Below are 12,872 nucleotides of genomic sequence, written 5' to 3' on the forward strand. Positions count from 1 at the left end.
GAGGAATGGAAGAAAAAACACTCACACAGTTCATCGTGTCCTACATCGAAAATCGACGGCAGGCCAAGCTGGATGCCCATGATAAAGAGGCGGAGAAGAAACGATCGGGGCTGAGCGGTGATGCCCTGGCCGCCGCTGAATCAGAGCTGGTACAGAAACGCAGGGAAATAGAGCAACGCCATGAAGTTCGGGCCTGGTTGACGGACGCTGCCGGCCGCGCCGGACAAATCAGTCTGGTAACACATGCGCTGAAATTCACTCACAGCGATGCCAAGGGCAGCAGCATCTTTAGCGCCGAAACTGTCACTGATGCCAAAACGCTCTCCACCGCAACGCTAACCAAATCGACTATTGATGCCGTAGGCAACGCCGCCGCACTGGACGTCGCCAAGCTGTTGCAGACCGAGCACCAGGGGGATTCGCTGGTAGCGGCATTACAACGCAATGACCACAGCGCATTGGCCGCGTTAGCCGAAAATCCGGAACAACTGGCGCAATGGCTCGCCGGATTTCAGCAGGTATTCACCGATCGTCAGCCAAGTTCACACAAGCTGGCAAAGCAGATCTATTTTCCGATTGGAAATGGCGAATATCATCTGCTCAGCCCACTCTACCCTTCCTCGCTGGCACAGGCGTTGTATCAGCGTATAAATGCGGTGCGCTTTGGTGATGAGGCAAAAGCGATCCGTCAGGCGCAGAAAGAAAATCAGTGGCACGACCAACTCTCGATTAGCTACCCCAATCTGGCCGTACAGAATATGGGGGGTACCAAGCCACAAAATATTTCCGCGCTTAACAGCACCCGCAGCGGCCGTTCCTACCTGCTCAGTTGCGCCCCACCGCAGTGGCGGAGTGTAGAACAACCGCCGCAGCGGCATAAATCCATTTTCCGCGAGCGTGGCGAAGCGGATTACTACACCCGAACAACGCTGACACGGATGCGACAGTTTTTACTCAGCGTCAAAACAGTGGAAAACAACCGGGACATCCGCCATCAGCGACTACGCTATCTCGATCAAGTGATCGATCAGCTCTTCTTTTACGTTGCCAGCATACAGAACCTGTCATCCAGTTGGAGTGCGGAATCCGAGCTAAACCGTGCGCAACAGCTGTGGCTCAATCCACACCGCTGCGTGGATGATGCCGCCTTTCGCCATGAACGTGAATCAGGAGACTGGCAGAAAGAGGTGGCTCATGACTTTGGCCGCTGGCTAAACCTCCGACTTAAGCATGATGAGTTGATTTTTGGTGAAGTGGAACGCCGCGAATGGTCGACCGCCGCCCTGTTCAAACAACGTATGCGTGAAATGGAAAGCATCTTGAAGGAGGAATTCGCATGAGTACGCTCATTGTATTCCGCCGTATTCGGGTAGAAAACGCCAATGCGATTGCCGGATTGACCTACGGCTTTCCCGCCATTACTCATTTTCTGGGGTTTACCCATGCGCTGTCACGCAAGCTGCAAGCCAGCCACGATCTGACACTGGAAGGCTGCGGTGTGGTAAGTCATCAACATCAATTACACGCTTACGGTTCCAGTTGGGAACGTAGTTTCGCTTTGACCCGTAATCCGTTAACCAAAGACGCCAAGACCGCCGCCTTTAACGAGGAAGGCCGCATGCATATGACGGTATCGCTGCTGATGGCATGTCAGGGGCCGCTACCCGCTGATATCGCCGCACTGCGTGAACACCTTACCCAGTTAGCGCTATGCCAGAGGCTGGCGGGCGGGACGATCGTCGATATAGAGCAAGTCACCGTGCAGCCATTACCGGAAACGGAGGCCGATACACGCCTGGTGATGCGTCGTTTATTGCCGGGTTTTGTGCTACGGGATCGAACGACACTATTGCATAACCATTTACAGACGCTGCGGCAAACCGACCCACAATCGGAAATGCTTGATGCCTGGCTTGATTTCTCAGCCCTGAAAATGCGTGCAGAGCGGTCGACAGAAGATAACACCGTGCAATGGCAATACGTCGCCAAACCGGGAGAAGGCGGTTTTCTGACGCCGCTAATGATCGGCTATCGCGCTATTTCTCCGCTGCATACCTCCGGTGAAGTGGATAAAACCCGGGATCCCCAAACACCATTCTGTTTTGCCGAAGCGGTATACGGCGTGGGGGAATGGCAAGGGGCGCACCGTATTCATGATATTCGGCATATTCTCTGGGAATATGACTATCAGGACGGGGAATATCATTGCCGCCAACGAGCAGACAGTGATCAACAATCAGAAGAAACAACCTACGAATTTGACTACTAAGGATTAAATCATGGCAAAAACAGCAACGACGTTAAAAACCGCTTCAGTACTGGCTTTTGAACGCAAACTGGCTAACTCGGATGCCCTGATGTATGCAGGAAACTGGGCACAACAAGATAACTGGGCGCCGATTGCCATTCAGGAAAAATCGGTACGGGGAACGATTTCCAACCGGTTGAAAAACACGCTTACTAGCGATCCAGCTAAACTGGATACAGCAATTCAGAACGCTAATTTACAAAAGGTAGATGTAGCCGCCCTCCCCTTCGACGCTGATACCCTGAAAGTGGTGTTTACCCTGCGGGTATTAGGCAATCTGACACAGCCATCGGTGTGTAACGATCAGGACTATCAGAAGGCACTAGCGCAAATCATTACAGGCTATGCCAGTGAGCAAGGTTTCGGCGTACTGGCAGCGCGCTATGCGGAGAATATCGCCAACGGACGCTTTTTATGGCGCAACCGTATCGGCGCAGAAGCTATCCGCGTGGTGGTCACCACTCACCAGCAACGCTGGGAATTCAACGGTGAGGATTATTCGCTACGCCAGTTCAGCCAGCCGTCCGGTGAGTTGGCTGCACTGACACAGGCAATCGGACAAGGTTTATCTGGAGAATCCTCCGTCCTTTTTACCGTGGAAACTTATGTACAACTCGGCAACGGACAGGAGGTTTTCCCCTCTCAGGAACTGGTGCTGGATGAAAAAGCCCGTAACGGAAAAAGCAAAATCCTTTATCAAGTTAATGGCGTCGCAGCCATTCACTCTCAGAAAATCGGTAATGCGCTACGCACCATTGATGACTGGCATCCAGCAGCCGATGAGGCAGGTCCGATTGCAGTCGAACCTTACGGTTCAGTCACCAGCCGCGGTAAAGCATACCGCCAGCCGAAAGAGAAAATGGATTTTTATACGCTGTTGGATAACTGGGTCATTAAAGGGGATGTACCAGCGACAGAGCAACAGCACTATGTGATCGCCACGCTGATTCGTGGCGGCGTGTTCGGCGAAAAAGGCGAATAAGGTAGCGACCATGGATCACTACATCGACATTCGTGTATTACCAGACCTGGAATTCAAGGCGCCACAGTTATTGAACGCATTGTTTGCCAAACTACATCGAGCACTAGGGTTACTGGCAGACGGCTCAATCGGCGTGAGTTTTCCTGAGGTCGGCAAAACGTTGGGGGAATGTCTGCGGCTGCATGGTACAGCAACAGCGTTATCGACACTGGAGCAAACCGGTTGGTTGAAAGGGTTACGGGATTACACCCGGATTTCCGAACTCCAGGCCGTACCCGATGGCGTGAAATTTCGCACCGTGCGTCGCGTTCAGGTTAAAAGCAGCGCCGAAAGGCTACGCCGCCGTTCGGTTAATAAAGGGTGGCTAACCGCTGCTGAAGCCGCTGTGCGGATTCCTGATGCAGTAGAGAAACGTAGCAAACTGCCCTTTGTGCAACTAAAAAGCCTTTCCAGCGGACAAATGTTTCGACTGTTCGTTGAGCATGGGCCACTACAGGATATCCCCGTCGCGGGTCATTTCTCCTTCTATGGTCTAAGCACAGAAACCACCATCCCCTGGTTCTGACCCTTTTTTAACGGCCGACTGCAACTAATTGATTTTAAATGTAGTTGGCCTTCATAACAAAAAAAGGAGGTTTTGCAAAAAAATGCGTATTTTCTTTAAAAATCTGGTGATTAGTGTAAAAACCTAACGGTTCACTGCCGTATAGGCAGCTTAGAAAGTAGGGACTACTAACTATATAGCCAAAAAATGAGTTCACTGCCGTATAGGCAGCTTAGAAAGCTAAAAAACCGCCGCCAGGTTCACCCCAGTCGTTCACTGCCGTATAGGCAGCTTAGAAAATTGAAGAAGAAGGCCAAGAATGCAACCTGATGTTCACTGCCGTATAGGCAGCTTAGAAATTGCATCCCCAGGGGGGGCAGAACAACCAGTAGTTCACTGCCATACAGGCAGCTTAGAAATAAAATGCCTTTTAAAACCATTTAAAGGTAACGTTCACCGCCGCACAGGCAGTTTGGAAACACACATTGGATTGGCAGAAAGAATGACGGCCATGCACGGCAGTGCATGGCCGTTGTGCTCTGTTAAAAAAGAACCACCGGATTAACCAAGCCCATAATCTGTTATGAATTACAGGCAGGTTCAGTCCGGTGGTATTCGGATATCAATCCGTTGTTCACTGAATGGCTGCGAAAGCCGCTGCAACGCGCTGAACGTTGCCGTGGTTCAGGCCCGCCAGACACATACGGCCGCTGGCAATCAGGTAAACGCCAAACTCTTCGCGCAGACGATCAACCTGCTCCGGGCTGAAACCGGTGTAGCTGAACATACCGCGCTGGGTCAGCAGGTAATCAAAGTTACGGTTTGGCAAAGCCGCTTTCAGCGCGGTGACCAGCGTCTGACGCATTTCAATGATGCGCGAACGCATCTCTTCCACTTCCGCGCGCCAGTTGGCATTCAGCTCTGCATCGTTCAGCACTTTGGAAACGACCTGCGCACCGAAATTCGGCGGAGAGGAATAGTTGCGGCGCACGGTGGCTTTCAACTGGCCCAGCACGCGTTGCATGCTGTTGGTATCTTCACACACGATGGAAAGTCCGCCGACACGCTCGCAGTATAGCGAGAAAATTTTGGAGAACGAATTGGCGATCAATGCCGGAACGCCTGCCCGGGCGATGGTACGAATGGCGTAGGCATCTTCTGTGATCCCCGCGCCGAAGCCCTGATAGGCAATATCCATAAACGGGATCAGTTCACGGCTGATTACCACTTCGATAACGCGGTCCCACTGCTCGTTGGTCAGGTCTGAACCGGTTGGGTTATGGCAGCACGGGTGCAACAGCACAATGCTGTGTGCGGGTAACTGTTGCAGCGCGGCCAGCATGGCATCAAATTTCACGCCCAGGCTGTCAGCGTCAAAATAAGGATAGGTGTGAACGTTAAAACCGGCGCCGGCGAAAATGGCGATATGGTTTTCCCAGGTTGGATCGCTGACCCATACTTCTGAGTCCGGGAAGTAACGCTTCAGGAAATCGGCACCGACTTTCAGTGCGCCGGAACCGCCCAGCGTCTGAATGGTGGCAACCCGGTTGGCGTTCAATACCGGGTGGTTCTCTCCAAACAGCAGGTGCTGAATGGCAGTACGGTAAGACTGCAAACCTTCCATCGGCAGATAGGAACTGGCGCTCTTGGGTAATTGTTGCAGGGCGTCTTCTGCGGCGCTGACGGCGCGAAGCTGAGGAATAATATTTTGTTCGTTATAGTACAGCCCGATACTCAGGTTTATTTTGTCCGCGCGCGGATCCTGTTTGAACTTCTCCATCAGTGACAGGATGGGATCTCCCGCGTAGGCATCAACATTTTGGAACACAGTGTAGCTCTCCTGGAAATATTTAGGGTATCGGGTTCTCGACTCGGTAAATCATCTTCCTTACCTGGCTCTGACCATCAGACAGTATAGCGGCCGGGGCGATGATTCATCGCAATAATCAGGTTCAGAATGGTCGCTCCCAGTATGGAAGCAATCAGCATAGGTATGCTTACCACGAACAGGGAAGCCAGTACAATCACAACGTCCACGCCCATTTGTAATTTTCCTGCCCGCAGCCCGTATTTATCCTGTAAATAGAGGGCCAGGATATTCACGCCGCCCAGACTGGCCTTGTGGCGAAACAGCACAATGAACCCCAACCCCATGATGATATTACCGAACAGCGTGGCATAAAACGGGTTGAGCCGATCGAAATGGATAAACAGCGAATGCAGATCGGAAAACACGGAAACCAGTCCAACGGCGCAAAAGGTTTTCACGGTGAATTTCCAACCCATACGGCGAACAGCCAGATAATAGAATGGCAGATTCAGCAGGAAAAAAGCCACGCCAAAGGATACCTGCGTCAGGTAATGCAGTAGAAAGGCGAGGCCAGCCGTACCGCCGGTTAACGCACCGGCCTGACGTAGCAAAATGACGCCAAAAGAAACCATCAGCGTGCCGATAAGCATGGCCAGAATATCTTCCAGCAATGTATGTGACAGTTTTTCGGTAGTGATAACGTTATCCATAAGAAGTATTCAATGTACGGTCAGTAAACACCTGTCTGTTAAGCAAAAATCGCACCAGATGCGTGGGATATTGGGCGTCATTCGGCAGATTAAAGGCAGGAATAAGGGTAACTTATTGAATTATAAGTTTGAAGATATTGCACGAATAACGCATTGATTGCTGTTTTTGTGATTGGTTTGTGCATTACATCCATCTAAAAGGCGAAGATTGATGGTTTTGTTGCACCAGTGAGAAGCATGTTGCCCTATATCAGGGCAACAGCGGCATTTCAGGAGCCATCAGGCCATTTTCTTTGAGTCGGTTGAGTACCACGGACGTTTTCAGGTGCGCCACGCTCTTGTTTTGCGACAGGATCTGGCTAATCAGCGTACTTAATCCCGGCAGGTCGGCAACGGCCACTTTCAGCAGGTAATCGGCATCACCCGTTGTTTTATAGGCGTCAATAATGGCATCCACTTCCCCCAGCATCTGGTGGAATCTTTCAACATATTCGGTGGTGTGGTTTATCAGTCGGACTTCGATCAATCCCAGACATTCCAATCCGATAGCGTTGGGAGATAGGCGGGCGTGGTAGCCGAGAATCAGCTGCGTCTGTTCCAGTGCAATACGGCGTCGGGAGCACTGAGAGGCCGAAAGCCCAACCAGTTCACTCAGTTCCTGATTGGTCAGACGGCCATTGGCCTGTAGCAGCGTCAGGATTTTCAGATCGAAGTCATCAATGGTGTACATGGTTCTCCCCAAACGGTGGTAGACAGTTGAATTGACAGACTAACAGTTTTTTATCTCTCTTTGCCTACGACTTTTTCATTGCCACAGAGACCGTGACAGATTGTTTTGCACCATGATGGTTCATTTGTACGCATACCCGGTGCTATAAAGGGTTGACTCGAGCAAAAATAAGCCTGTTGGTGCACCAGATAAACCAAAATTTCGCATTTCATGCATGAATCGTGAAATTCAAGAAGAATTTAAATTATCACTGTTTTCATGGTGTTATCAACTGGGCGATGATTTACATTACTCATCTGCCATTTCGTTCGGCGAAAAAGCTGTCGCATCAGGAAACGCGTTTTAAAATCCTGGGAGATTCCATCACCAACGCGATGGGTCTGCTGTTCCTGGCAGGTATTCCGGTGATGATGGCGATGGCGCCGGAAATGCAGATTTCGGTGTTGCTGATACCGATCTGGCTGTGAAGGGAATGATTAGCGTAATAATAAAATCTGAATATCTTTTATAAGGGGAAAATCATGATGAAATGGGTTTCGTGTGCATTGTTGCTGGTCGCCGGAGGGGTAAGCGCCGAATCTCATCTGGATACGGTTCAGCAGCAAGGCGTGCTGAACGTGTGCACCACTGGCGATTACAAACCGTATACCTTTCTGCATGACGATGGCCGCTACGAAGGGATCGATATTTCCATGGCGGAATCGCTGGCAAAAAGTCTGGGCGCTAAGGTGAATTTTGTGAAAACCACCTGGAAAACGCTGATGCCTGATTTTCAGTCCGGCAAATGCGATATCGCGATGGGCGGAATTTCCGTCACGCTGGAGCGGCAGAAAAAGGTGTTTTTTACCCAGACGCTGGACGTGGACGGGAAAATTCCGCTGGCGCGTTGCGAGAATAAAGATAAATACCAGACCATCGAGCAACTTAATCGACCATCCGTGCGGTTGATTGAACCGGCGGGAGGAACCAACGAAGCGTTCGCCCGGGCTTACTTGCCGCAGGCAACGTTAATGTTGCAGGACAATGTGACTATTTTCCAGCAATTGGTGGATAAGAAAGCGGATGTGATGATTACCGAGGCATCAGAAGCCTTGTTCCAGCAGAAACACTACCCGGAACTGTGTGCGATTAACCCGGACAAACCGATGCAGTACGGGGAAAAAGCGTATATGTTGCCGCGCGAAGATATGAGCTGGAAATTGTATGTGGATCAGTGGCTGCATTTGACCAAGGCGACAGGCGCGTATCAGAAGATTGTCGGCGAGTGGCTGGCCGTCGGACAGTAACACGTTTCAGATCAGGGAAGCGCCGCTGGCGCTTCCTTTCGTTTTTATCCGTTTGTTTTATTGCCGCGCGGTGCTGCTAATCATCAAGGTATTCCAGCTGCGTGCGCTGCGTTAAGCGGGTAATCAACTCGTAGGCGCTGACGCCGGTATGGGTGGCGATGCTCTCCACCGGCAGGGCCGGTCCCCACAGGATGACTTCATCGCCCACGTGGTCCTGCGCCTCTGGTCCGAGATCGACGGTAATCATGTCCATGGAAACCCGACCGGACAGCGGAACTTCACGTCCGTTTATCCATACCGGCGTGCCTGCCGGCGCACAGCGCGGATAACCATCGCCGTAGCCGATGGCGACCACCCCAAGCCGCGTATCGCGCTCGCTGGTCCAGGTGCCGCCATAACCGACGGATTCTCCTGCTTTATGCTCGCGCACGGCGATCAGGTGCGATGTCAACGTCATGGCGGGCTGGAAGCCGGAATGGACGGCATTTTCATTGTCGAGGGGGGACACGCCGTACAGAATAATACCGGGACGAACCTGATCGCGGTGCGCCTGCGGCCACAGCAGAATGCCGCCGGATGCCGCGATGGACTGTGCCCCCGGTTTTCCCTGCGCAAACGCATCAAGATAGGCCAGTTGACGTTCTGTTACACCGGATTCTGGTTCATCGGCGCGACAAAAATGGCTCATGATGTTCACCGGTTGCACCACATTGTGGCATTCGGTTAGCCGCTGCCAGAACGCATCCGCCTGTTCCGGCAGTACGCCGAGGCGATGCATTCCCGTATCGAGTTTCATCCAGACGCGGATAGGGTGGGGGAGGTCGGCTTGTTCCAGCGCCGCAAGCTGCTCGGGGCTGTGAACCGCGGTTTCAAGCTGATGGGTCGCCAGCAGGGGAAGATCGTCGGCAGAAAAAAAACCTTCAAGCAGCAGGATAGGTTTGGTGATCCCCGCGGCACGCAGCGTCAGGGCTTCCGAGAGTCGAGCGACGCCGTAGCAGTCGGCGTCGTGAAAAGTCTGTGCCGCTTCAACCAGACCATGACCGTAAGCATTGGCTTTTACCACCGCGACCAGACGACTTTCAGGAGCCAACTGGCGAACCCGTTGCAGGTTATGACGCAAAGCACGGCGGCTAATGACGGCAGTTGCCGTTTTCATTCTTTATCCTTAACGCATGATTATCATTGTGCGCTATTCATCATCGTATTGTGGGCCGGCATAGTTATCAAAGCGCGACCACTGCCCGTTAAAGGTCAAACGTACGGAACCGATCGGGCCGTTACGCTGTTTCCCTAAAATAATTTCTGCAATTCCCTTTAAGTCACTGTTTTCATGATAAACCTCATCACGATAGATAAACATAATCAGGTCGGCATCCTGCTCGATGGATCCCGATTCACGCAGGTCGGAGTTTACCGGCCGTTTATCTGCACGCTGTTCCAGGCTTCGGTTAAGCTGGGACAGTGCAACAACAGGAACTTGCAATTCTTTTGCCAATGCTTTGAGTGAACGGGATATTTCCGCAATTTCCAAAGTACGGTTATCCGACAGGGACGGTACGCGCATTAATTGCAGGTAGTCGATCATAATCAGGCTCAGACCGTCATGTTCGCGAAATACCCGACGGGCGCGGGAACGCACTTCCGTTGGCGTCAGGCCGGAAGAGTCATCGATATACATGTTGCGCTTTTCCAGCAGGATGCCCATGGTGCTGGAAATTCGCGCCCAGTCTTCATCGTCCAACTGACCGGTACGGATACGGGTTTGGTCGACGCGGGACAACGAAGCCAGCATACGCATCATGATCTGTTCACCGGGCATCTCCAGACTGAAGATCAGCACCGGTTTATCCTGCATCATGGCGGCGTTTTCGCACAGGTTCATGGCGAACGTGGTTTTCCCCATTGAAGGACGCGCCGCGACGATAATCAGGTCGGATTTCTGCAAACCGGCGGTCTTCTTGTCCAGATCCTGATAACCGGTGGAAACACCGGTTACGCCGTCATGCGGGCGCTGGTAAAGCTGTTCGATACGGGAAACGGTATCTTCCAGAATGCGATCGATGCTTTTCGGGCCTTCATCTTTACTGGCGCGGTTTTCGGCTATCTGGAAAACGCGGGATTCGGCCAGATCGAGGAGGTCTTCACTGCTGCGCCCTTGCGGATCGTAACCGGCATCGGCAATTTCGTTGGCGACGGCGATCATCTCACGTACGACGGCTCGCTCCCGCACAATGTCGGCGTAAGCGCCGATGTTAGCCGCGCTGGGGGTGTTTTTCGCCAGTTCGGCCAGATAGGCAAAGCCGCCGGCCGACTCCAGATCGCCCTTCTGTTCCAGTGATTCCGACAGGGTGATCAGATCGATCGGCCTGTTCATTTCCAGCAGACGCTGCATTTCGGTGAAGATCAGGCGGTGGGCGCGATTATAGAAATCGTTGGAAACAACACGCTCTGCCACGTTGTCCCAGCGTTCATTATCGAGCATCAGTCCACCCAATACCGACTGTTCCGCTTCCAGCGAGTGTGGCGGAAGCTTTAATCCTTCCATTTGGCGGTCACGGGGTTCATTCGATTTATTGGTTGGTCTTTTTTCTGCCATGAAGCGAGGTCTTTACCGGTTGATTTGCCATTGGATTAGAGGGCATTGTATATCTGAACGCAGGAAATGCCACACTGCAATACGTATTATGGCGAGACAATGAAACCGTCACGGTTGAGGAGATAACATGGCAAAACGAGTTCAGTTCAGAGCTTACGGTGGGCCAGAGGTTCTGCAATATGTTGATTTTACGCCCAATGAGCCTGCGGCGGGTGAAGTTCAGGTGGAAAACCACGCCATCGGCATCAATTTCATCGATACCTATATTCGCAGCGGTTTGTATCCGGTTCCCGATTTGCCTTCCGGGCTGGGGACGGAAGCGGCCGGCGTGGTAACGAAAGTCGGCGCCGGCGTCAGTGCGATTAAGGTCGGCGATCGCGTGGTTTATGCTCAGTCGGGATTGGGAGCCTACAGCGATGTTCATAATGTGTTGGCAGATAAAGTCGCTATTCTGCCGGACGCCATCAGTTTTGAGCAGGCGGCGGCCTCTTTTCTGAAAGGGCTGACGGTGTACTATTTGCTGCGTCAGACTTATGAAATCAAACCTAATGAAATCTTTCTGTTTCATGCGGCAGCCGGCGGCGTGGGGTTGATTGCCTGCCAATGGGCGAAAGCGCTGGGCGCCAAACTGATCGGTACCGTGGGGTCCGATGAAAAAGCGCAGCGTGCCAAACAGGAAGGGGCCTGGGCAACGATTAACTACCGCACTGAAAATATTGCTCAGCGAGTCGCGGAACTGACCGATGGCAACAAGGTTTCGGTGGTGTATGACTCGGTGGGGAAAGATACCTGGGAGGCGTCTCTCGACAGCCTGCATCGTCGCGGACTGATGGTCAGTTTCGGGAATGCGTCTGGTCCGGTGACCGGCGTTAATCTGGGCATCCTCAATCAGAAAGGTTCACTGTATGTGACCCGTCCGTCACTGCACGGTTATGTCACTAACCGTACTGAACTGGATCAGGCGAGCAGCGAGCTGTTCTCGCTTATTGCCAGCGGCGCGATCAAGGTGGATGTCGCGCCGGAACAGGTCTTCGCCTTGTCCGACGTTCAGGCCGCGCATCAGGCGCTGGAAGGCCGTCGTACTCAAGGTTCCAGCCTGTTGATACCGGGACGGTAATCGGGCGTTTCCATCGCCGATGTTGGAAAAGCAAAAGGCCTCCCAAGGGAGGCCTCTGCCATTACGCTAATTTCATCAAGCTGTATGTAGGGTACAGCGGGGTAGTCGCCATGAAGGTGCCACTGCGTGACTATTATGTTTCCTGACGATGATGAAATCGTTTTGCCAGCTGCCTTTAATAGGCTGTTTTTTCAGATAATGATAAAACCTGATGTCAGGCAAGACAGACAATAAATTGTGGCGACATCCTAGCAGCCGTTATCAGGAAAAAATATCTGCTGGCGCACAGTTTTGCATATCCCTTTATCCTTCAATGGTGGTCCAACCTGGCTGTCGCATACCCTGTTAAGGAGATTTTCTGCCGAATCAGCGGTAATAGCGCACCGGTTTTTGCTGAAAATGACGCCATATCCAAACCACCGCGACGGCCAGCAGTAGCCACGGCAAGACTTTGAGCGTGATGACGAACAGTCCGCCAATCAGCATAAAAATTGAAGCGATAAACAGTGCGGCAATCACGCCCAGCAGCGAGACGCCGGTGACCATCAGCATAATAAAGAATCCAATAACGAAGAAAATTTCCAACATGGTGTGCTCCTGTGGCGGTTGATTATTTTTTGCCTGTTCAGCGTGATTCGTCGCCTGTTGTCGATAGCAAAACGCAATGGCGGTTATCAGGTAACTACAATAATCGTGCCAAAACGTATCGCTGATAACTTATTGATTTATCAGCGACAGCCGGAGGAGGGAAAGCATGGTGTTAGTCAAAACGACTAACAGTTAGTCTGT

At 52.1% G+C, this 12,872-nt stretch carries 13 protein-coding genes and 1 CRISPR repeat array; of the genes, 7 read left to right on the forward strand and 6 right to left on the reverse strand.

What is annotated here, in order from left to right; all coding sequences use genetic code 11:
- Nucleotides 1-5: 5 nt before the first annotated feature.
- From csy1 to cas6f, 4 genes are read left to right on the forward strand one after another with little or no spacing between them, the layout of a single operon-like run.
- A complete protein-coding gene (gene csy1, locus B4923_RS01195; protein WP_109052523.1) occupies nt 6-1,340 on the forward strand; it encodes a type I-F CRISPR-associated protein Csy1 in 1,335 nt (444 codons plus the stop codon).
- On the forward strand, nt 1,337-2,269 hold the full coding sequence (gene csy2 / locus B4923_RS01200; RefSeq protein ID WP_109052524.1) for a type I-F CRISPR-associated protein Csy2: 933 nt from the start codon (nt 1,337-1,339) through the stop codon (nt 2,267-2,269). Before csy1 ends, csy2 begins: the two co-directional genes overlap by 4 nt.
- Before the next feature lie 10 nt (nt 2,270-2,279).
- Nucleotides 2,280-3,290 (forward strand): type I-F CRISPR-associated protein Csy3, encoded by a 1,011-nt coding sequence (csy3, locus tag B4923_RS01205; RefSeq protein WP_109052525.1) that lies wholly within the window; start codon nt 2,280-2,282, stop codon nt 3,288-3,290.
- Between the two features lie 10 nt (nt 3,291-3,300).
- Nucleotides 3,301-3,855, forward strand: a complete 555-nt coding sequence (cas6f, locus tag B4923_RS01210; protein ID WP_109052526.1) for a type I-F CRISPR-associated endoribonuclease Cas6/Csy4 — start codon at nt 3,301-3,303, stop codon at nt 3,853-3,855.
- 129 nt (nt 3,856-3,984) lie between these two features.
- A CRISPR array of direct repeats spans nt 3,985-4,313; the repeat unit is 28 nt; unit sequence GTTCACTGCCGTATAGGCAGCTTAGAAA.
- Between the two features lie 155 nt (nt 4,314-4,468).
- Here the strand turns inward: cas6f and B4923_RS01215 are convergent.
- The 3 genes from B4923_RS01215 to B4923_RS01225 form a co-directional block, all read right to left on the reverse strand.
- Nucleotides 4,469-5,662, reverse strand: coding sequence for an amino acid aminotransferase (locus tag B4923_RS01215; protein WP_109052527.1), 1,194 nt, complete (start codon nt 5,660-5,662; stop codon nt 4,469-4,471).
- A gap of 77 nt (nt 5,663-5,739) precedes the next feature.
- Nucleotides 5,740-6,354: a YitT family protein gene (locus B4923_RS01220; protein ID WP_109052528.1), complete on the reverse strand. Its 615-nt coding sequence runs from the start codon at nt 6,352-6,354 to the stop codon at nt 5,740-5,742.
- A 250-nt stretch (nt 6,355-6,604) separates the two neighbouring features.
- Nucleotides 6,605-7,084: an Lrp/AsnC family transcriptional regulator gene (locus B4923_RS01225; RefSeq protein WP_109052529.1), complete on the reverse strand. Its 480-nt coding sequence runs from the start codon at nt 7,082-7,084 to the stop codon at nt 6,605-6,607.
- 221 nt (nt 7,085-7,305) lie between these two features.
- Here B4923_RS01225 and B4923_RS01230 point away from each other — a divergent pair, with 221 nt between their 5' ends.
- The gene (locus B4923_RS01230) at nt 7,306-7,551 is read left to right on the forward strand and encodes a hypothetical protein (protein ID WP_245929465.1); all 246 of its coding nucleotides are present in this window, start codon (nt 7,306-7,308) and stop codon (nt 7,549-7,551) included.
- A gap of 54 nt (nt 7,552-7,605) precedes the next feature.
- Nucleotides 7,606-8,370, forward strand: a complete 765-nt coding sequence (locus B4923_RS01235) for a transporter substrate-binding domain-containing protein (protein ID WP_109052530.1) — start codon at nt 7,606-7,608, stop codon at nt 8,368-8,370.
- Nucleotides 8,371-8,446: 76 nt separating this feature from the next.
- Here B4923_RS01235 and alr read toward each other — a convergent pair whose 3' ends face one another.
- Nucleotides 8,447-9,526 (reverse strand): alanine racemase, encoded by a 1,080-nt coding sequence (gene alr, locus B4923_RS01240; protein ID WP_109052531.1) that lies wholly within the window; start codon nt 9,524-9,526, stop codon nt 8,447-8,449.
- A gap of 33 nt (nt 9,527-9,559) precedes the next feature.
- A complete protein-coding gene (gene dnaB, locus B4923_RS01245) occupies nt 9,560-10,966 on the reverse strand; it encodes a replicative DNA helicase (protein ID WP_109052532.1) in 1,407 nt (468 codons plus the stop codon).
- A gap of 127 nt (nt 10,967-11,093) precedes the next feature.
- Between dnaB and B4923_RS01250 the strand changes: the two genes are divergently transcribed.
- Nucleotides 11,094-12,083 carry a quinone oxidoreductase gene (locus B4923_RS01250; RefSeq protein ID WP_109052533.1) on the forward strand — a complete coding sequence of 330 codons (990 nt, stop codon included), beginning with the start codon at nt 11,094-11,096 and terminating at the stop codon, nt 12,081-12,083.
- Nucleotides 12,084-12,449: 366 nt separating this feature from the next.
- Here B4923_RS01250 and pspG read toward each other — a convergent pair whose 3' ends face one another.
- A complete protein-coding gene (gene pspG / locus B4923_RS01255) occupies nt 12,450-12,671 on the reverse strand; it encodes an envelope stress response protein PspG (protein ID WP_109052534.1) in 222 nt (73 codons plus the stop codon).
- Nucleotides 12,672-12,872 lie beyond the last annotated feature (201 nt).

This window comes from Brenneria roseae subsp. americana (assembly GCF_003115815.1).
GTDB classification, from domain to species: Bacteria; Pseudomonadota; Gammaproteobacteria; order Enterobacterales; family Enterobacteriaceae; genus Brenneria; species Brenneria roseae.